The following is a 20,039-nucleotide window of genomic DNA, read 5'->3' as shown; positions in this document are numbered from 1 at the left end:
TTTACAAGCTAAATTTTTCAAAGTCGAAAATATCCCCAAATTCCTTTACTTTTTGATAGGTTTCGTCTTTATCTTCACAAAATAGATTAGCAAAGGTATTTGCAGATAGTACTTCCTCTTCCTTATTAATATCCTTCTCTTTACTTGCAGTATTAGTTTTTTTAGGTTTCGATGTGAAATCTAAGATTATTTTATCTGCTATTTCTTGCGCACTTAATTCCTTATTTCTGTCTAGCGTTTTTGTTACCTTACCTTTGAAAAAATTTGATGAAATCTTTTTCTCGACTAATATATTTTTTACTTCTATTGATCTGTAATCAGTGTAGTCAATTTCTTCTATTGGGAAATCATAATTACTTTCATTAATTTTTTCTTTCCGCCTTATTTCAAATAAAGGCTCATCGATATAGAGCCTTTCCTTAATGACTTGATTGATTAAGGAAACGGTAATTTTCTCTTTATTATAATCAAAAGCCATATGATGCGCAATTTTGAAAATTTGGAATGCGCGTGCATAGATGCCTTGAGAATAATGATAAAATAATCGCGGCCAATCGATATTCTCATCAGCTTTCTCCTTTGTATACTGATAAAGGAAGAGGCGTTGAATAAATCTTTCCCACTCCCTGTCTTCTGGTTTAGGGTTCCATTCCAAAAACCCAGCTGCAGTAAATCTCCTAATTAGCTTATCATCATCTTTAAATATTGAAATACCGTCTCTAGTCCCTACAAGCATGATAGGAATATCTAATGTATTATCTAAATTTAAAAAGAAGCGAAGCATTCTTTTTTCACCACCACTTTTTTGTGCATCCAAATTCTGTATCTCATCTACTATTATGATTCCTATATGATGCTTAAGGACTAATTTAGATAAAGCGTTAATTCTGTCACTTTCGCTATCTCTTTTCTTACAGAAATCTTTTTCATATGTGGAATCACCCAAAATTTTATCGAGTTCTACAAAAAAATTTCGGCATAGGTCTTTTAAACTACCATCCTTTGGACATTCTACCTTTACAATCGGGATTTGAATAAAATTCTCACATTCTAAATTCTTATGCAATATTGCTTTAGGGAAAGTGCTAATGGCCAGATTTACTGCTGTTGTTTTTCCTATTCCACTTATTCCAAACAAGGAACAACTGTTGCTTACTGCAACTTTTGCTGAAAGGTCCTTTATTTGTAATAGATCTCTATAATCTCTGATTACTTTTTCTGTGGTGTTTTGCTTAATAGGGTTTCGAAATGAATAACTTGTAAAAAGTGCATTGACAATCATCTGGTAAACGTCCCAAATTCCATAATTGGGCAATACAAAATCTCTTTGTAATTGGCTTAAATAATCTCTTCTGATATGATAAGGTTTTCCAATTGCTTCTTCTCTAGTGTGAATGGAGTTTCTTGCACAATATTGGAAGTATTCTTTAATGTCATTCAGCCTTGGTAAGGCTTCAATCAATGGGTGATCCTCAAAATCAGGATTGTCTGACTTTACATAAACTGCTTCATGTATATTACTCATTGTCCATATTTTTATAAATATCATCTAAAATATCACCAACATCACGTTCTATTCTTTTATTGTCTCTTGATGTATTGATATCAATGACTTTTGTATCTGAATTAGGCTCTTCAGTGGATTTAAATTCTTTTTGTTTTCTATCGTGTTCTTTTTCTCTTTCCCTATTGTAGCCCACCTTGGCTTTACTAGTACTTTTTTGTCCTTTAGATTTTCTTTTTTTGTCATTTTCTTTTTTGAATGAATCGGCCATATCCAAAAGATTCATGCTCCCAGAATCTCTATCATGCTCTTTTTCTTTTTTTACATTCTTTCGAAGTTTGTTAAAAGCTCTAATTTCTTTTAAACTTTTATTAAGTAGTCCTGGGTTTTTCTGCTCATTAATGCTACATTTTATAATTTCATTGTTGAAGAAAAGATTAATGGTATTCATATTATTCGGATTATATGAAATATCATAATTTAATTTGACTTCTCCTGTTTGTTGCTGTATATTCCGCAAATCCTTATGAAGAGGCGTTTCGTACTTGATTTTTTCAAACTCAAGATCATGCTTATTTAGTTTCCCTACAGCTCTTGGTAGCATTAATTCTTTGAGATTTGAGATATCACTTGACCGAAGTAATCCTGTTCTATTTTTCATTCCCCAATTCCAAACTTCAATTGGCGATGGATCGACTAGCCCATCCTTCATCATTTCAGGAGCTAAAGGATATTTTTTCAATGAACATTTATGATTGTAATTAGCCATTGCAACTGCAATCATTGCAGTATATTGCTTTAAAGTGTAAGTCGCAGTTTTTCTAGCTTTTTTAGTACCTCTTCTACCCTCAGACGCATTTTTATACCCAATTTCTTTTGGGAAACATTTTAAATCTTTGTGATAGATTTTAAAAAAATTTTCAACTAAACCTTTTAAATCGGCTCTGTAGGCTTCTTTGTTCTCAATGTCAATACCCAGATCAATTATAATGTTATTCGAATTACGACTAACTAATTCTTTTCCATTATCTGTAACAATTTGATATGGAAGGAAATTACTAGGATAAAACAAACTAGTTGAATCAACATCAAACTTGTTTAAAGTACCAAGAAGCATATCATTGGCAAACATTGAAAAACCTTTGAAACAGTAATATAAAGCCGAACTAGCTTCGTGATAAGATGGGTTTTCTAAAGTGACGTAAATTCCAGTGCATAGTCCACTAAATATATCTGCAATGAAATATACAGTAGGACATCCAATTGGTTCATTTAAGTCAATTTCGGATACAATTTCCACGTCAGAGGGGGTAGAATCTATCTGAAAAATACCAGGTCCGAAAACGCTGTTATAAGAAGATCCGGGTACCAATCTATGGTCTTTATCTCTTGACAATACCCCCTTTTTTATTGCCAATTTATCACTGCTTGATAAATTTTTGGTACCCCAATAATAGAATTGAGTTAAACTTGGGTAATCTTTAGTTTCCTTATTGTCAAACTCTTTTTTATATTTTAATCTGATGTAGTTTAGATAAGCTACTCTTAAAGTGCTTCCTTTACCTTGAGGTCGATTTTTTATGTAAGCAGCTTGAATTTCCTCCTTTATTTTTTCTGTTATTTTAAAGGCATTTTTTTGTTCTATTTGTCTCTCTTTTCCTTTTCCGCCAGAAAGGTAGTATTTCGGTAAAATTGCATATTTTGTCTTGCCATTTCTCCAATAATTAAAAATATTTCTCTTAACAGTATGTCTTGAGACATTATACTGTTCTGAAACCTCTTTGCACTTTTTATTCAAATAGGAAGTTTCAAAAATATTAGGTTCATCTGTGACAAGATCTTTTATTTGCTCCCAAGATTTTTCCCACCTTTCTAAGGTTTTATCTTTTAATTCTAAAATTACTTCATTAAGGATTGTGGTATTAAAATTTGAGGGTGGGTTAGTTGGTTCTGTATAGTTGTTTTTTGTAAGCGAATCTATATCCAGATGTTCAAGTTTATTATGTTCTTCGCTTAGATTGATTAATACGCAAATATCTAATTTCAAATCAAAGTATAGAACTTTATAGAAATTGGAATTATGCTGCAATATCTGATTTACTAAGAGCTCCATTTTTTAAGATTTTGATTTGACTGATTTGAACATTTTCTGAAAAGATATTTTGGTTTAAATCTAATTGAAAAATCCCTTTCGCAATCAAGACTTTAAAAACCATAATTGATGTACCTGTATCAATTGATAAATCTTCATCAATTATCTGCGCAACTTCTAATAAAGAATGATTCCTTAAGTTATTTGAAAATTCGTTGACAAATGAATAAATGGCATTAATAGTATCGAATGGTATGGGTTCATTTTTAAAGAACTTCAAACTATCGTGTAATGCATTAATATTTTTAATGTAAGATTTGGATGGAGGTATTTCTTTTTCGGTGCACAGTTTCCATACAATGCCTTCTCTATTCCAGTATTCTTTTTCTACTTGAAATAACTGCATTTGCCTTTTAGTTAAGAATTCAGTAGGCTTAAAAGTCACTGCAAGTTCTGTCCTATCTGCTAATCTAATTAGAAAATCAGTCGTTAGTACGTGGGGTTCCTCTGACTGTCTTTGTTTTATATTAAAATATTTAAAAATGTCTCTTACAGTTTCTAATTTCAATAGTGGAAATTGTTCCCTAATATCAATAATATTAGGATTTAAATCAAAAACTGTAAATAAGAAGATTTCGTAACTGGAAAGTAAATGGTGAATTCTTGGAACTGTTATTCCAAGTTTTCTGGTATTGTTTCCTAGTTTCTTCTCGCGCTCTCCTGGAGAGGTGTAGATGCCAGTTTTTGGAACATATTCTGTTGCTTCGTACCACGGCTTATAATCAATACCTTCACCAACACCGTAGTTATCTTTAATTTTAGTTTTATATTTTTTAGGAGCCCCCATTTTGATAAATTTTTTAAAGTTAATATTTTGTATTGATGTTCAAACTATTGTAAACAGAATATCAAACTTTATTAAACAAAAAATATATTGGAAAGATGCTTTATTCAAACTTTTAATGCAAAAAAAAACTCATCGATTTAAAGAGGACATAAAAAAAGGCCATTTAAGGCCTCTTTTATCTAAAATCGTTGTTCAAACTTTAATAAACATGTTCAAACTTTATTAAACTTGTTCAAACTTTAATACCGAACCCCAATTTATTGAAAAAATATCTATCAAACTATTATTCCACAGTCACGGACTTCGCTAAATTCCTAGGCTGATCCACATTGCAACCTCTCATCACTGCAATGTGATAAGAAAGCAATTGAAGTGGAATTGTTGAAACCATTGGCATTAAAACTTCATGTGTACCCGGAACTTCTATAGTATGATCTACCATGCCTGGTATCAGGGAATCTCCTTCTGATACAACAGCTATTACTTTTCCTTTCCTGGCTTTTACTTCCTGAATGTTGGAAACAATTTTGTCATAAGAACTATCTCTAGTTGCAATAACTACAACTGGCATTTCTTCATCAATTAAAGCAATTGGTCCATGCTTCATTTCAGCAGCTGGATAACCTTCTGCATGGATATAGGAAATCTCTTTTAATTTTAGAGCACCTTCTAAAGCTACTGGGAAATTATATCCTCTACCTAAATACAAGAAGTTTCTCGCATCTTTATAGATTTCAGCAATCTTTTTAACCTGTTCATCCGTTTTTAAAGCTTTCTCTACCTTTTTCGGAATATTTTCTAAGTCAACTAAAATTTCTCTATAACGCTGTTCTGCAATTGTTCCTTTTCTTAAAGCAGTCTTTAAAGCAATCATGGTTAATACTGTCAATTGAGCTGTAAAAGCTTTTGTACTAGCAACCCCAATTTCTGGTCCTGCGTGAGTATAAACCCCTTCATGAGAAACTCTTGATATGGAAGAACCCACTACATTACAAACGCCTAATACAATAGCTCCTTTAGATTTTGCTAATTCCATAGCAGCTAAAGTATCTGCAGTTTCACCAGATTGAGAAATAGCAAATACAATATCACCTTCGCGAATAACAGGATTTCTGTATCTAAATTCTGAAGCATATTCTACTTCAACAGGAATTCTGCAAAATTCTTCAAAAATGTACTCAGCAACTAAGCCTGCGTGCCATGAAGTACCACAAGCTACAATTACTATTCTTTCAGCATTTATAAGAGCTGTAGCATAATCTCTTATCCCACCCAATACTAATTTGGCTTCATCTGCAATCAATCTACCTCTAAAGCAATCCTTGATAGATTTCGGTTGCTCAAAAATTTCTTTCAACATGAAATGTTCAAACCCACCTTTTTCAATGGCTTCCAATTCCATATCAACTTTCTGGATATATGGAGTGGTTTTAACATCTTTAGTATCCCTTATAGTGATTTCGCCATCTTTAATTAAGGCAATCTCATAGTCATTTACATAAATAACTTCGTTGGTGTATTCTACTATAGGTGTTGCATCAGATGCTAAGAAAAACTCATTTTTTCCTACACCAATTACTAAGGGACTTCCTTTACGAGCAGCAATTAATTGGTTAGGATGATTTGTTGACATTATAACGATGGCATAAGCACCAATTACTTTCGTCAAAGCTAATCTTACCGCTTCTTCCAAAGTGCCATCATTGTTTTTATAGATATCTTCTATAAAATTGATGAAGACTTCAGAATCAGTTTCACTTTTGAAAGTGTAGCCTTTGTTTTCTAATTCTGTCTTTAAAGAAGAATAGTTTTCGATAATTCCATTATGTATAATGGCTAAATCTCCACTTTCAGAAAAATGAGGATGGGCATTTTCATCACTTGGAGCACCATGAGTAGCCCATCTTGTATGGCCAATACCAATAGTACTTTTAGTGTTTTTATCTTTTAAGAACGCCTCAAGTTCTGAGACCTTCCCTTGCTTTTTATATACATTAAGAACATTATCATTCATCAATGCAATACCTGCACTGTCGTAACCTCTATATTCTAATCTCTTTAGTCCCTTAAGTATGATTTCAGATGCATTCTGATGACCTACATATGCTACAATTCCACACATATTGTATTTTATTTAAAAGTGGTATAATATATTTTTAATTTGATATTTTCTTTGTTTACCAAAAAGCTATCGAAGTTTCCGATATTTATTTTTGGTGTCTCAATAAATGGATCAGAGTTTCTTAAAATAAATTGACCCGTAAAAATAATCCTATTTTCGTCTTCCCAAAAAGAGGGGTCATTATAAATTTCTTGAAGGAAAAAGCTGATATCCCCTCTAATAGATTTCTTATTGTCGTCATAGTTTAAGCTTCCAGGGAATCTGCCACCATTTGGGTTGGCGATTGCTCCATTTGAATTAAAATTATTTTGGATTGCCCAAAAATCCTCTCCTTTTTTAGAAAAATTTCCTTCTTCGTTTAGGATGTAGGGCACCATATTCTGAATAGGTCTAAATTGTTCGGAGCGATTGTCAACTACATTAAAACCTTGATCTTCAATTGTTAATTCCGCCTTATTGATTTGCATGTAATCTACAGTATCAATAAAAGATAGATAAGGATCTAAATTAAGTGTCGGACTTATTCCTAATAAATTATTAAAATATGCCTTACTCGGATCAGTTAATTCAAAAGTTTTTCCTTCGTTGTAATTATTAGGTATTAAAGAACCAGGTTGGAAATCTATATGCGTAAAGCTTGATCCAACTAAATTAAATCTTACGCTCTGTAATGTATCTGCAGTTGGAGATTGGTAGATTACTTCAAAATACGAATCACCACTAGCTAAATTAAAAGCTTGTAAATTATTTTGTCCTGGTTCAACTTCTAATTTAAAACCCTTTAAGGAATCATAAGTATCCTCTAAATTCAGGTCTTTATTTCTTGCTAGATTTAATAATTTTTCTCCCAGATTATCTTTTAAATTAATAAAACTGGGAATTGTATCAATTGGATTTAAAAAAGTATTTTCGTCAATTGAAACTATTTCGTCAGTATTTATCTCGTCATAAATAGTATAATTCCCATCTCTAAGTTGAAGAATATTATCTAATTGATAAAGTTTAAATTGCTGAGAATTATTATAATCATTTCCGTAAAAGTAATTGAAATCTAAGAACAGTTTAGTTTCTATTACTTGACTTCCCGCTTTCACACTGTCTCTTATAGCCTCATTATCTAGAAGTGCCCCAAAATATGCCTGAGCAGAAAAGTCACCGATTTCTGGGCTGTTTTGGTGTCCAACAAAAACTTGCCTTCTAGAACCTTCATTAACATTTGTAGAACTAATAAGCAGAGAATCGAAAGCGCTATGTTTAACCTCAAGAGGGATTTCTATATACCTTATTTCAGTATTATTTCCTCCAGGAACTAAATCACTTTCTACTTCTATAGGTTCTTCACATGAGGCGGAAAAAAAGGCCAGCAGGAGAGCTGGCCCTGTAATAATTGAGGTGGCAGTATTAACCTGCCAATTCTGTATATAAGTTGAAATAGGATTCTTCAAAATCTTCTCCTTTTTCAATGGTGTCAACTTTCTTTTCTTTGTCGAATGTTGAAAATAATTCATCAAGGTTTCCTTTAAACTCATCACCTGCTTTAATAACTGCATCTGCATATTCTGCACCGATTTTTATGAACCCTTCATAATCGGCTGATTCTAGGTTGGACAACATGCTATCTTCTATATCGAGCATTTTTACCTTGTCCACCAAATCTGTCCCAAATTTATGAGAGAATTCTGTATTATACACAGTAAATACAGATTTTGCATCTTTAAATATTGGATCGTTTTTATAAGTGGTTTTTAAGTACATTGGAATTAAGCTAGTCATCCAGTCATTACAATGCACTACATCAGGCGCCCAGCCTAGTTTCTTAACTGTTTCCAACGCTCCCTTACAGAAAAATATTGCTCTTTCATCATTGTCAGGATAAAAATTATTCTCCTTATCATGGAATACAAATTTACGCTGGAAGTAATCTTCATTGTCAATAAAATACACCTGAAGTTTAGCATTAGGGATAGAAGCTACCTTAATAATTAAAGGTTTTTCTTCTTCTCCCACAGAGATATTGATTCCTGAAAGACGCACTACCTCATGTAATCTGTTCTTCCGCTCGTTAATAAGTCCGAAGCGAGGTACTAAAATACGAATCTCCATACCTCTTTCCTGCATGGCTTGAGGGAGCTTTCGTACAAATTCTGCTACTTCTGATGTTTTTAAAAATGGATTGATTTCATTGGCTACGTAAAGAATTCGAAGCTTTGACATATGCTTATTGGATTTGATTAATTCATAAACGAAGCACAAAAATACAAAAAAATACTCACTTTCCATTATTTTTTTGATTAAACAGCTAGATTTGTTCCGAAACTTTATAATTTAGCGCTTTTTTTATGATATCAACAGGCTCAATTGCTGAAATACAAGCCCTTATCTCAAAATTTAAATCAGAAGGTAAAAAAATAGGCTTCGTTCCTACTATGGGGGCTTTGCATGATGGGCATTTGAGTTTAGTAGCTACTGCAAAAGAAAAAGTAGATATCGTGGTCTGTAGTATTTATGTGAACCCTACCCAATTCAATAATCAGGATGACCTAAAACAGTATCCTCGAAACATAGAAGCTGACAAAGGTTTATTAGCGGAAAATGGTTGTGATGTTCTTTTCTTACCTTCCGATGAAGTGATGTATGCAGGAAGAAATACAATAAAATTTGAGTTTGGAGATTTGGATAAGGTAATGGAAGGGAAATTCCGCCCAGGACATTTTAGCGGAGTAGCTTTAATTGTCTCTAAGTTTTTTAATATCGTACTTCCAGACTATGGTTTTTTCGGTCAAAAAGATTTACAACAATTGACTATCATCAAGAAACTGGTGGAGGAATTATTTTTTAATTTAGAAATTATTACTGTGCCTATTAAAAGAGAACCTCATGGTTTGGCGATGTCTTCAAGAAATGAACGCTTAAGTAAAGAAGATAGGGAAAAGGCAAAAATATTTTCTATTGCTTTAACAGAAGCGAAATCAATATTAATGGAGAAACAATCTTCTGAAGCAGCAAAAAGCAAAGTAGAATCACTCTTTGCTAACCATAAAGCAGAATTAGAATATTTTGAAATTGTAAGCGATAAAGATTTACTAACCAAAACAGAGAACTACTTGGCGCCAGATACCGTTCTGTGCATTGCAGGGTTTATGGGAAATGTGAGATTAATAGATAACATGTATTTAAGTGGAGTCTAATAATTAAGGATTTATTATTTGGTACTGGATATCAAACAGATATAAATTTATATCAGGTAATTGCCTAATAGGCTCTATTTAATTTCATAACTTTGCACCCCAATTTGAAGAGTATAGTATGTTAATTGAAGTTTGTAAATCAAAAATTCACAGAGTAAAGGTTACTCAAGCAGAATTACACTATGTTGGAAGCATCACCATCGATGAAGATTTGATGGAAGCCTCTAACCTTATAGAAAATGAAAAAGTCCAGATTGTGAACATCAACAATGGTGAGCGATTGGAGACTTATGTCATAAAAGGAGAGCGAGGCTCTGGAATGGTGTGCTTAAATGGGCCAGCTGCAAGAAAAGTGCAGGTTGGTGATATCATCATCATCATTGGATATGCACATATGGATTTTGAAGAAGCAAAATCATTTAAGCCTTCTTTAATTTTCCCAGATGCAAATAATAAACTTCCCTAATCATTGAGAAAAGGACTTCAATCATTTCTTAAATATACGCTTTCATTAGCAATAGCAGCCTTACTATTTTGGTATCTCTATAAAGATGTAGATTTTAATGAGATGATGGAAAGATTCAGAAATGCGAATCTGATTTGGATATATCTTTCTATCGCTTTAGCAATGTTTAGCCATCTTTTGAGGGCTTGGCGCTGGAATATGTTATTAGAACCAATGGGTTACCATCTCAAAACCTCCAGAACTTTTTTAGCTGTTATGGTGGGATATCTTGCGAATTTCGTAGTCCCTAGGATGGGAGAAGTATCTAGATGTGGGATTTTGAAGAATACGGATAATGTTTCTGTTAGTAGAGGTTTCGGGAGTGTGGTGACTGAGCGAATCTTCGACATGATTTGCTTACTATTAATAGTTGCATTTACACTTATAATCGAATTTCGTAGATTGAAGGATTTCTTTTTAAATCTCTTTTTAGATAAAGCTACAGGCTTGGAAGAAAACTTTCTCACATTAATGATAGTAGGGGTCACTTTTTTAATAGGCGGTATTGTGATTTTCTTTCTTTTAAAAAGAAATCAGGCTTTTTTAAGGAAAAACAAGTACTTCAATAAGTTAACGGCTTTTCTTCGTCAATTAGTGGAAGGAATTACTTCGGTTAGAAAATTGAAAAAACCTGGATTGTTTTGGATTACCACTATAGGGATTTGGGTGTGTTATTACTTTATGACCTACGTGATGTTTTTCAGCATGGAGCCAACTTCCAATCTTGGGTTTTCAGCAGGCTTTATTTTATTAGTATTAGGAGGGATTGGCATGGCCGCTCCAGTTCAGGGCGGAATAGGGGCTTTTCATTATTTAGTAGGCGCAGGATTGTTATTATATGGAGTGGCTGAAAAGGAAGGAATAATTTTCGCCTTCATTCTGCATACCACTAATTCTATTGCTATTATCGTAGTAGGTTCTATATCTTTGTTTATAAGTATGATTATTCCAAAAAGAAATTCAAATCAAGCCTATGCCAACAGCTGATAAAATATTGAATTTAGAAGCTTTAATCAAAAAAAGACAGGAGTGGAAAGATCAGCAAGTGGTGTTTACAAATGGCTGCTTTGATATTTTACATTTAGGGCATGTTGATTATTTGGAAAAGGCGGCTTCTAAAGGCGATAAATTGATTGTAGCACTAAACACAGATGCTTCAGTCAGTAAATTAAAAGGTCCGACAAGACCTGTGAATAATGAGCAAGCAAGAGCTAGAATTATAGCAGCATTATCATTTGTAGATGCCGTAGTATTTTTCTCGGAAGACACTCCATTATCTTTAATAAAACAACTTATACCCGATATTTTAGTAAAAGGTAGCGACTATAATATTAGCAACATTATAGGGGCAGAAATCGTAATGGAAAACGGTGGAAAAGTCGAGACAATTGAATTGGTAGACGGATATTCTACCACCAATATTATTAACAAAATAAACCAATAGAATAAAATGTTCATTTTAGTAATTATTATAGGATTCGGCATAGTTAGTTATGCGGTGCAATCCAAATTGAAGAATAAATTTAAAAAATATTCCCAAATAAGGTTAAGTTCAGGCATTTCGGGCAGAGAAGCTGCTGAAAAAATGTTGAAAGATAATGGGATACACGATGTCAAAGTAATGTCTGTTGCTGGACAGCTAACTGATCATTATAACCCCTCTAATAAAACTGTTAATTTAAGTGAAGAGGTTTATAATAATAGGTCAGCTGCAGCGGTGGCAATTGCTGCTCACGAGGTAGGTCATGCGGTACAACATGCTCAAGCTTATTCATTTTTGGAATTGCGGTCGGCTCTGGTCCCAATACAAAATGTAAGTGCAAAAATCATGAACTTTGTTTTAATGGCTATGCTATTTGGTGCTTTTATTCTTAATGGTCTTATCAGTCCTCAGATAGCATTAATGGTTATTATAGGTTGCTATACTATTTTCACACTTTTTGCTTTTATCACTTTACCAGTAGAATATGATGCAAGTAAAAGGGGATTAGCCTGGATGACAACTTCTGGAGTGACTACTCCACAAGAACATGATATGGCAAAAGATTCATTGAAATGGGCTGCAAGAACTTATTTGGTGGCAGCTATTGCTTCATTGGTTACATTGTTATATTACATACTGATGTTTCTAGGCATCCGAGATTAAATGTATTTTTCCTATATTTGCAAAACTTTTGCAGGAACACATTGTTTTTGCACTGAAACGACAAAAAAATAATTTATAGATGGATTTTCAACTCACTGAAGAGCAGTTAGCGGTTCAAGCTGCTGCTAGAGATTTTGCACAAAATGATTTATTACCTGGAGTAATCGAAAGAGATACTCACGAAAAATTTCCTGCAGAGCAGATTAAGAAAATGGGAGAATTAGGATTCATGGGAATGATGGTGGATCCTAAATATAATGGTGGCGGAATGGACACTGTTTCCTATGTATTGGCAATGGAAGAAATTTCCAAAATTGATAGTTCTGCGTCAGTTGCCATGTCCGTTAACAATTCATTAGTTTGTTGGGGATTAGAAAAATTTGGGACAGAAGAACAAAAGGAAAAGTATCTTAAAAGACTAGCCACTGGTGAAATTATTGGAGCTTTCTGTCTTTCAGAGCCAGAAGCTGGTTCTGATGCTACTTCTCAAAGAACGACTGCAGAAGATAAAGGAGATCATTATTTAGTAAACGGAACTAAAAACTGGATAACTAACGGTAACAGTGCGTCTGTTTATTTGGTAATTGCCCAAACCGATAAAGAAAAGGGACACAAAGGAATTAATGCCTTGATTGTTGAAAGAGAAACTGAAGGTTTTGTAGTAGGGAAAAAAGAAGAGAAATTAGGCATCAGAGGTTCTGATACGCATTCTTTGATGTTCCAAGATATGAAAGTTCCTAAAGAAAACAGAATCGGTGAAGACGGTTTTGGTTTTAATTTCGCAATGGCTACTTTAAATGGTGGTAGAATTGGAATTGCCTCTCAAGCATTAGGAATTGCATCAGGTGCTTATGAGTTAGCTTTAAAATATTCTAAAGAAAGGAAAGCATTTGGTAAAGAAATCAGTCAACATCAAGCTATTGCTTTTAAATTAGCTGATATGGCAACTCAAATAGAGACGGCACGTTTGCTTTGTTTGAAAGCCGCGTGGTTGAAAGATCAAAAGCAAGATTTTTCTCAAGCGAGTGCAATGGCGAAATTATATGCTTCTCAAGTTGCAATGGATACTACAGTGGAAGCAGTACAAGTCCACGGTGGATATGGTTTCGTTAAGGAGTATCATGTTGAGCGATTGATGAGGGATGCTAAAATTACTCAGATTTATGAGGGGACATCAGAGATACAAAAAATTGTTATTTCAAGAAATATCTTAAAATAATTAAGATTATCGATAGGATTTTTCTTTTGGATTTAAAGCGGAAATCTTAAAATAATTCAATAGTTACTTCGTTATTACGCACAACCTTACATACTATTTAGGGTTGTGCGTTTTTTATTTGTTTTGATATAAAGCTATTATTCATTAGATTTATACAATTATTGAAAACAATACTTTTACTTTTTACAGTTAATCCATTCATAAAACAAGAAAATGGAAGATTACAACAAAATCATTGAGTCTTTGGGCGTTAAATTCGTCAAAGCAAAGAATATTAAAATTCAAAAGCCTGTAACCGTAAATAACCTCTATGAAGTAGAGAACAAAGTTATTTGGGTCAATAAGGGAGAAGTGCTGTTGGGGGAAGAAAAATTACTGGCTAAGGAAGGTGATTTTGCTTTTATTCCTGGTGGAAAAGCACATCAAATCACCTACGGTAGAGGTAGTCAAATCGAAACCATTACCAATGATAAATTCATAACTGGCAAGGCGGAATATTTTAATTCCATTAGTCATGATGAATTATTAATAGAAGGTGGAGATAGCTTTAGTTATATTTCATTCGAAGCGAAAGTATTCGATTCTGTTAACTTTTTCGCATCACTTGACATTCCTCCATTCATTTTCAGTAATGATACCATCAAGTCATTACACGATAAGGTTTTTGAAGAATTAAAGAGCGAGGAACCAGGCTCTGACCGAATGGTAAAAGTCCTAACGGAATATTTACTAGTTGAATTATTTAGACATATTGTTCGTAACAAATTATTTGTTGAGCAATTGGCTACTAATAGTACTTATTTTAAAGATCCTCGTTTAATTGACATCTTCAACTATATAAATGAGCACTTAGGTGGTGATTTATCCAATAAGAAGCTTGCTGAGGTTGCTAATGTGTCGGAAGATTATGTTGGTCAATATTTCAAAATGCTAACAGGTATTAATCCTCAGGATTATATCGAGTATCAGCGAATGGAAGAAGCGGTTACCTTATTGAGAACTTCTAAGAAAAGCATCAGAGATATTGGACATGAAGTTGGATATAAAGATACTGCATACTTCTGCCGAAGATTTAAAATGATGTTCGGAATTCCTGCAGGAAAAATGAGAAGAAGAGAATCTTTAATGAACGTTTAAATAGCGCCTATTTGGCAATTAAACGATAAAGGTTTATACCTCCTTGATATTTAGATCAACTGAATAGATCTGCGTATTTAATTATTAGATTCTATGTAATTTTTGATTGAGCAAAATCTTTGCTTCAGTCATTTCTATCAATAATTGTGGGTTTTGCTCTATGGCATTACCCACAACTATCACATCAGCGCCTGATTTCCAGGCGTTTTTTGCTTTAGCTACGGAATTAATACCACCTCCAATTATTAATGGAATATCAACTGCTCTTTTAACAGAAGCAATCATTTTTTCACTGATCATTTTATCAGCTCCACTGCCTGCATCCATATAAATAAGCTGAAGACCTAATAATTCACCTGCAATGGCAGTGCTTACTGCTATGTCACTTTTGTCATGAGGGATAGGATTCGTATTGCTCATATAGGAAACTGAGGTTTTATTGCCGCCATCAATAAGCATATAGCCTGTAGGCCAAACTTCCATTTTACTTCTTTTCAAAATCGGAGCAGATAAAACATGCTGACCTATCAATAAATCAGGATTTCGACCTGAAATCAAAGAAAGGTAAAGGATAGCATCAGATTGCAGATCGATATATTGATTATTTCCTGGAAATAGAATTATAGGAATATCAGTGGCAGATTTAATATCAGCTATACAACTGCTTAGAAAATCAGAAACAATCAGACTTCCGCCTACAAAGAAGAAGTCTACTTCATTTTCGATCGCCATATTGACCAAGCGCTGTAAAGAAGCTCTGTCATGAACTTTATCAGGATCAATGAGCAAGGCAAAAAATTTCTGTCCGTTTGCCTTTTGAGTTATAAGATGGTTAAGCTTCTTCTTCTCTGTCATTAGATTTTCTATTTTCCAACTGACTTAAAAATTCCAGAATTTTATCTCTTGCTATTGCTACCAGAATTCCGCCAACCTCTGCTTTAAGCAAAGTCATAATACCACTATTATTACTACTTTCATCCCTTCTTATAATAATTCGGGGGGAGTCATCATAATCGCTTTCATCCTCATGTACTTCCTTATAAACCTGAGATTTTCTGTTTTTTTTGCCTCCTCCTGTTATAAGCTTTACAGCTTGGTAAGCTAAAAAAACTCCTCCAGCAATCATCAAAGCGTTTTTCCCGAACTTTTCAGCTTTACCTGAATATTCGCTTAATTGCTCTGATAGATCTTTTTCATATTTCTTGCTTCTCTCTAGTAGCTGATCTTTATTACTCATGCTTCTTGAATTTAAAAATTAAAATTACTCCACTTTAGTTGATTTGTTGATGGAATCACTAAATACTTTTTTCATAAATTTACTGTCCTTCAATAGAATGAAGATGATGGTCAGTAACAAATATCCTAATGAGACTATTCCAAAACCATAAACATAGCTTTCCATAATTTCGGTTAGATAAAAAGCTAATGTCAAACTGGCAAATAGAATCAACAAGCTTATGGTGGATACCACTAAAAGTAGCGGCAAAAGTTTAGCTAATTTCTCTGCTACTTTTTCTTCTATTTCCTCTCTTATCATTGCTATACGTACTTCTAGCAATTTTTGTAATGATTCTATTATTTTATCTAGTCCCAAAAGTCCCATCAGTTTACTATTTTTCACAACTTTAAGTATTATTTGATTCCTAAGTTATATAAATTTCAGTTCATGTTAAATTTACACGTTAAAATAATTATAAAGATTAATGCAGCTTATAGCAGATAGCGGTTCGAGTAAGACAGATTGGCGACTTATCATGGATGACAATACCATTGAACAATTCAAAACAAGTGGTATAAATCCTTATTTAATATCAGAGAAAGAGCTTATTGAAAGCTTGAGAGTTGATTTTAAGGATAAAAATCTTCAAGATATAAATGAGATTAATTATTATGGAGCAGGTTGTGGTCAACAAAAGAATAAAGAAAAAATAAAATCGGTTTTTAAAGATTTTTTTAAATGTGATCAGATTTCTGTGGAAGATGACATGCTAGCCGCAGCAAGGGCAAGCTGTGGAAATGAAGAAGGAATTGTTTGTATTTTAGGCACGGGCGCCAATGCTTGCCATTATGATGGGTCAACTATTTCCGAAAGAATGATTTCATTAGGTTATGCTTTAGGAGATGAAGGAAGTGGTAATTTTATTGGGAAATTAACGCTCAAAGCTTATTTGGAAGATGAAATGCCTAGCAAACTAGCTGAAGAATTTACTAATGCATTTCCAGAAGTCAATTTAGATTATGTGCTTGAACAGATTTATCAAAAGTCTTATCCTAATCGATTTTTTGCTCAATTCTTTCAATTTTCTTTAATACATCAAAAGGAAAAGTTCTTTTTTGAGCTAATTTCAGAATCATTTCAATTATTTCTGGAAAAATCCGTTTTGAAATTTAAGCAACATCAGAATTTACCAATTCATTTTGTAGGAGGAGTTGCTTTTCATGCTAATTCCATCATGAGAATGGTATTAACAAAAAATAATTTAACAGCAGGTAATTTTATGGAAAGCCCAATAGCAGGCTTGACACTTTATCATAAAAATCAGCATTCATGAGTATTACAGAATCAGAATCAAATTTCAATAATCTAGAAAATCTATCCATTGGCGAATTGCTTCAAGGGATCAATCAGGAAGATCAATCCGTTGCGCATTCAGTTCAAAAGGCGCTTCCGCAGATTGAAAAAGCATTGGAAAAGATAGTAGTTAAAATGAAAGCTGAGGGGAGATTATTTTATATCGGAGCCGGCACAAGCGGAAGGTTAGGAATTTTGGATGCATCTGAGTGTCCGCCTACTTTTGGAGTAGGACATGATAAAGTAATAGGCTTGATAGCAGGTGGAGATAATGCCATCCGAAAGGCTGTCGAATTTGCAGAAGATGACAGAACTCAAGCCTGGAAGGATTTGAAGGAGTATAATATTACTGAAAAGGATTTTTTAATTGGCATTGCTGCATCAGGAAGAACGCCTTATGTAATCGGTGGATTAAAGATCGCTCAAGAAAAGGGAATTGGAACTGCTTGTATTACTTGCAATCCTGATTCGGAAGTAGTGAAGGTCTCTGATTTTCCTATCGAAATCCCTGTTGGGCCTGAGTTCGTGACAGGAAGTACTAGGATGAAAGCAGGCACTGCTCAGAAGTTAGTTTTGAATATGATTTCTACCACAGCTATGATTCAATTGGGGCATGTAAAAGGCAATAGAATGGTGGATATGCAGTTAAGTAATGATAAATTGGTGGATAGGGGCACTAAAATGATTATGCAGGAGCTTGAAATTGAATATGAAGTAGCTAAAAAGCTATTGCTGAAGTATGGATCTGTTAGGAAAGCTGTTGAGGCTGGGAAAGAGTGAAGGCTTAGAATTGGATGTAAAAATAGCTCCGAGAGGGTCTTTATTAAATGAATGATTTATGTCCCCCATTTTGGTTTTAGCACCAAAACTTTACCGACTTTAGAATAAATCAAAAATTTCTAAAACTTTTTTACCCCAAAAACCATTCTTAAAACTTATAACTTTAAATCTATAATTTAGTACTGCAAAATGCACCACATCGAGCCCTACTACAACTGGCTAAAATATTATGATTCCTCATCTGATGAGCATTCTCCTTTTCATGGAAAGGAATATAATTATGAGCTTTATACTGATACAATCTATGGCTATTATATAGATCCCGCTTGGGATCCTATTGGTTCTGAAACACTTTACATAAAAATCTTATACGCTAATTATGATGATGGGATTGCAGTAATTGAAATGATAGGGGAATGGAATGATACTTTGCACAATGACATCATGCATCTGAAAAGAAATATCATTGAACATATGTTGTTGCAGGGAATCAACAAATACATTCTAATAGGTGAAAACATCTTGAATTTTCATGGCTCGGATGATGAATATTATGAAGAATGGTTTGATGAAGTAGAAGATGGCTGGATAGTAGGTGTGAATTTTCGAGATTTTGTTTTGGAAGAATGGGCCCAATATAATGTGGATACATATATTAATTGCGGTGGACAGTTTGAGCATTTAAATTGGCGAACTTTAAAGCCTCAGGTTTTTTGTGAAAGAGTAGAAGAGCATGTGATGAAAAGATTGGACTTCTAATTTTTTATCAACCCTTATTATTTAACCACTATAGACGTGAAAGATCAGCCAAAGGCTGTTTTCTTTTAACCACAAAGATTACAAAGCTTTTCAAAAAGTTTCACAAAGAAAATAATATATAATGACAGCCTAGGGACGTCATTTTTTGCTTTTTTACTTCCCCTATGTTAACAGTCATTAATTTTATTGAGTAATTTGGTATGTCAGAGAGCCTAATAATAGCTTTAGCTGACACTTAGTGTTCCTTTCCCGATGAATACGGGACAAGTTGTGAAATACTTATAGAATCTTTGTGGTAAAAGTTAATGTAGCCTTGGCTACTTTTAGTTTAAAATGGTGGTAGAGAGCAAATGTCTTAAGTAAACGACAATGAACCCTACTCAGGAATAATCATCGCCATTTTATGGACTAAATAATATTTCCCTGATTTTACTTCCTTACATCTTACCCGGGTTCTTCGAGTTTCCTGCTTTTCAAATAACCTGTTTTCAAGCATAAACTTTTCTCCTTGGCTTAGTTCTAACAAACTTATCTCATCAGGATTTGCAGGGTCGTAAGCTTTTAGTGCTTTTGCCAATGGGATATCAGACAAAGATGCTGCTTTTGGGTTTATCATATAGAAATTTAATGCCTTCAGAATATTTTCAGGAAAAATTTCTGCTGTTTGGAATGGCAACATCAATTCCTTAAAAGCATTTTTCCATTCCTTTCCGTGAGGCGAAACCCTTCCTTTATATTTCTCAAACACCCAATGATGGGCTACTTCATGCACATAAGTAATTAAAAATGAATATGGATTTAAGTTTTCGTTTACTGTGATGATAGCCCAATCTTCACTAGGTTTTTTCCTAAAATCACCCAGTTTACTATTTCTAGCTTTAGCAATGACAAAACGAAAAGGTTTTTCTTTCCATAAATTAAAAGCCAAATCAATAGATTTTTCAGGAACAAAGCGGCTAATTCTATGATGTATTTGTTTTTCGTACTGCGTCATAAAGTGTTCAAAATTAAGGAGAAAATCTTGTAAAATTAGCTTTTAATTAACTTAATGCATGATTTCAAATTCATACAACTAAATTTTTCTCTTCCTATTTCTTTTGTAAATTCCATTTTAAGCTGTAATTTCAAAGCCCTTTAAAGCTTAACTAAATTGTAACAGGGCTGTAGC

The 20,039-nt window shown here is 33.5% G+C and carries 20 protein-coding genes; 10 read left to right on the top strand and 10 right to left on the bottom strand.

Annotation, left to right across the window (positions count from 1 at the left end; translation table 11 throughout):
* Position 1: 1 nt before the first annotated feature.
* The 6 genes from QYS49_RS01685 to QYS49_RS01660 form a co-directional block, all read right to left on the bottom strand.
* Complete coding sequence (locus QYS49_RS01685) at positions 2–1,525, bottom strand: AAA family ATPase (protein WP_308349894.1); 1,524 nt, start codon at positions 1,523–1,525, stop codon at positions 2–4.
* Positions 1,518–3,617 carry a TnsB C-terminal domain-containing protein gene (locus tag QYS49_RS01680; RefSeq protein ID WP_308349893.1) on the bottom strand — a complete coding sequence of 700 codons (2,100 nt, stop codon included), beginning with the start codon at positions 3,615–3,617 and terminating at the stop codon, positions 1,518–1,520. The genes QYS49_RS01685 and QYS49_RS01680 overlap by 8 nt, the downstream gene beginning before the upstream one ends.
* A complete protein-coding gene (locus QYS49_RS01675; protein WP_308349892.1) occupies positions 3,583–4,443 on the bottom strand; it encodes a TnsA endonuclease N-terminal domain-containing protein in 861 nt (286 codons plus the stop codon). The genes QYS49_RS01680 and QYS49_RS01675 overlap by 35 nt, the downstream gene beginning before the upstream one ends.
* Positions 4,444–4,726: 283 nt before the next feature.
* A complete protein-coding gene (gene glmS / locus QYS49_RS01670) occupies positions 4,727–6,565 on the bottom strand; it encodes a glutamine--fructose-6-phosphate transaminase (isomerizing) (protein ID WP_308349891.1) in 1,839 nt (612 codons plus the stop codon).
* An 8-nt stretch (positions 6,566–6,573) separates the two neighbouring features.
* Complete coding sequence (locus QYS49_RS01665) at positions 6,574–8,010, bottom strand: hypothetical protein (RefSeq protein ID WP_308349890.1); 1,437 nt, start codon at positions 8,008–8,010, stop codon at positions 6,574–6,576.
* Positions 7,967–8,779: a glycogen/starch synthase gene (locus tag QYS49_RS01660; RefSeq protein WP_308349889.1), complete on the bottom strand. Its 813-nt coding sequence runs from the start codon at positions 8,777–8,779 to the stop codon at positions 7,967–7,969. The genes QYS49_RS01665 and QYS49_RS01660 overlap by 44 nt, the downstream gene beginning before the upstream one ends.
* A gap of 125 nt (positions 8,780–8,904) precedes the next feature.
* On the opposite strand from QYS49_RS01660, the gene panC reads away from it, so the two are divergent.
* The 7 genes from panC to QYS49_RS01625 all read left to right on the top strand — a co-directional run bounded on the left by panC (position 8,905) and on the right by QYS49_RS01625 (position 14,760).
* Positions 8,905–9,753: a pantoate--beta-alanine ligase gene (gene panC / locus QYS49_RS01655; RefSeq protein ID WP_308349888.1), complete on the top strand. Its 849-nt coding sequence runs from the start codon at positions 8,905–8,907 to the stop codon at positions 9,751–9,753.
* Between the two features lie 118 nt (positions 9,754–9,871).
* On the top strand, positions 9,872–10,219 hold the full coding sequence (gene panD, locus QYS49_RS01650; protein WP_013454177.1) for an aspartate 1-decarboxylase: 348 nt from the start codon (positions 9,872–9,874) through the stop codon (positions 10,217–10,219).
* Positions 10,220–10,222: 3 nt separating this feature from the next.
* A complete protein-coding gene (locus QYS49_RS01645; protein WP_308349887.1) occupies positions 10,223–11,245 on the top strand; it encodes a lysylphosphatidylglycerol synthase transmembrane domain-containing protein in 1,023 nt (340 codons plus the stop codon).
* Entirely contained in the window at positions 11,232–11,702 is a 471-nt protein-coding gene (rfaE2, locus tag QYS49_RS01640) for a D-glycero-beta-D-manno-heptose 1-phosphate adenylyltransferase (protein ID WP_308349886.1), read from the top strand. The genes QYS49_RS01645 and rfaE2 overlap by 14 nt, the downstream gene beginning before the upstream one ends.
* 6 nt (positions 11,703–11,708) lie before the next feature.
* A complete protein-coding gene (locus QYS49_RS01635; RefSeq protein WP_308349885.1) occupies positions 11,709–12,404 on the top strand; it encodes a zinc metallopeptidase in 696 nt (231 codons plus the stop codon).
* Positions 12,405–12,483: 79 nt separating this feature from the next.
* Complete coding sequence (locus QYS49_RS01630; RefSeq protein WP_308349884.1) at positions 12,484–13,623, top strand: acyl-CoA dehydrogenase; 1,140 nt, start codon at positions 12,484–12,486, stop codon at positions 13,621–13,623.
* Positions 13,624–13,836: 213 nt separating this feature from the next.
* A complete protein-coding gene (locus QYS49_RS01625) occupies positions 13,837–14,760 on the top strand; it encodes an AraC family transcriptional regulator (protein WP_308349883.1) in 924 nt (307 codons plus the stop codon).
* A gap of 84 nt (positions 14,761–14,844) precedes the next feature.
* Here the strand turns inward: QYS49_RS01625 and QYS49_RS01620 are convergent, their stop codons facing one another.
* Genes QYS49_RS01620 through QYS49_RS01610 form a run of 3 tightly spaced genes read right to left on the bottom strand, consistent with a single transcriptional unit; the run spans position 14,845 to position 16,381 of the window.
* Positions 14,845–15,615 (bottom strand): phosphoglycerol geranylgeranyltransferase, encoded by a 771-nt coding sequence (locus QYS49_RS01620; protein ID WP_308349882.1) that lies wholly within the window; start codon positions 15,613–15,615, stop codon positions 14,845–14,847.
* On the bottom strand, positions 15,593–15,997 hold the full coding sequence (locus tag QYS49_RS01615; protein WP_308349881.1) for a hypothetical protein: 405 nt from the start codon (positions 15,995–15,997) through the stop codon (positions 15,593–15,595). Before QYS49_RS01615 ends, QYS49_RS01620 begins: the two co-directional genes overlap by 23 nt.
* Positions 15,998–16,021: 24 nt before the next feature.
* Positions 16,022–16,381 (bottom strand): phage holin family protein, encoded by a 360-nt coding sequence (locus QYS49_RS01610; RefSeq protein ID WP_308349880.1) that lies wholly within the window; start codon positions 16,379–16,381, stop codon positions 16,022–16,024.
* Between the two features lie 82 nt (positions 16,382–16,463).
* Here QYS49_RS01610 and QYS49_RS01605 point away from each other — a divergent pair, with 82 nt between their 5' ends.
* From QYS49_RS01605 to QYS49_RS01595, 3 genes are all read left to right on the top strand, one after another.
* Positions 16,464–17,312 (top strand): N-acetylglucosamine kinase, encoded by an 849-nt coding sequence (locus QYS49_RS01605; RefSeq protein ID WP_308349879.1) that lies wholly within the window; start codon positions 16,464–16,466, stop codon positions 17,310–17,312.
* Positions 17,309–18,112: an N-acetylmuramic acid 6-phosphate etherase gene (murQ, locus tag QYS49_RS01600; RefSeq protein ID WP_308349878.1), complete on the top strand. Its 804-nt coding sequence runs from the start codon at positions 17,309–17,311 to the stop codon at positions 18,110–18,112. Before QYS49_RS01605 ends, murQ begins: the two co-directional genes overlap by 4 nt.
* 189 nt (positions 18,113–18,301) lie before the next feature.
* Positions 18,302–18,871 carry a hypothetical protein gene (locus QYS49_RS01595; RefSeq protein ID WP_308349877.1) on the top strand — a complete coding sequence of 190 codons (570 nt, stop codon included), beginning with the start codon at positions 18,302–18,304 and terminating at the stop codon, positions 18,869–18,871.
* A gap of 376 nt (positions 18,872–19,247) precedes the next feature.
* Here QYS49_RS01595 and QYS49_RS01590 read toward each other — a convergent pair whose 3' ends face one another.
* Positions 19,248–19,865 (bottom strand): SprT-like domain-containing protein, encoded by a 618-nt coding sequence (locus tag QYS49_RS01590; RefSeq protein WP_308349876.1) that lies wholly within the window; start codon positions 19,863–19,865, stop codon positions 19,248–19,250.
* Positions 19,866–20,039 lie beyond the last annotated feature (174 nt).

Source organism: Marivirga salinae, assembly GCF_030503855.1.
Lineage (GTDB): Bacteria > Bacteroidota > Bacteroidia > Cytophagales > Cyclobacteriaceae > Marivirga > Marivirga salinarum.
Note: the sequence above shows the minus strand (reverse complement) of the source record. Positions and strands in the feature narration are given on the sequence as shown.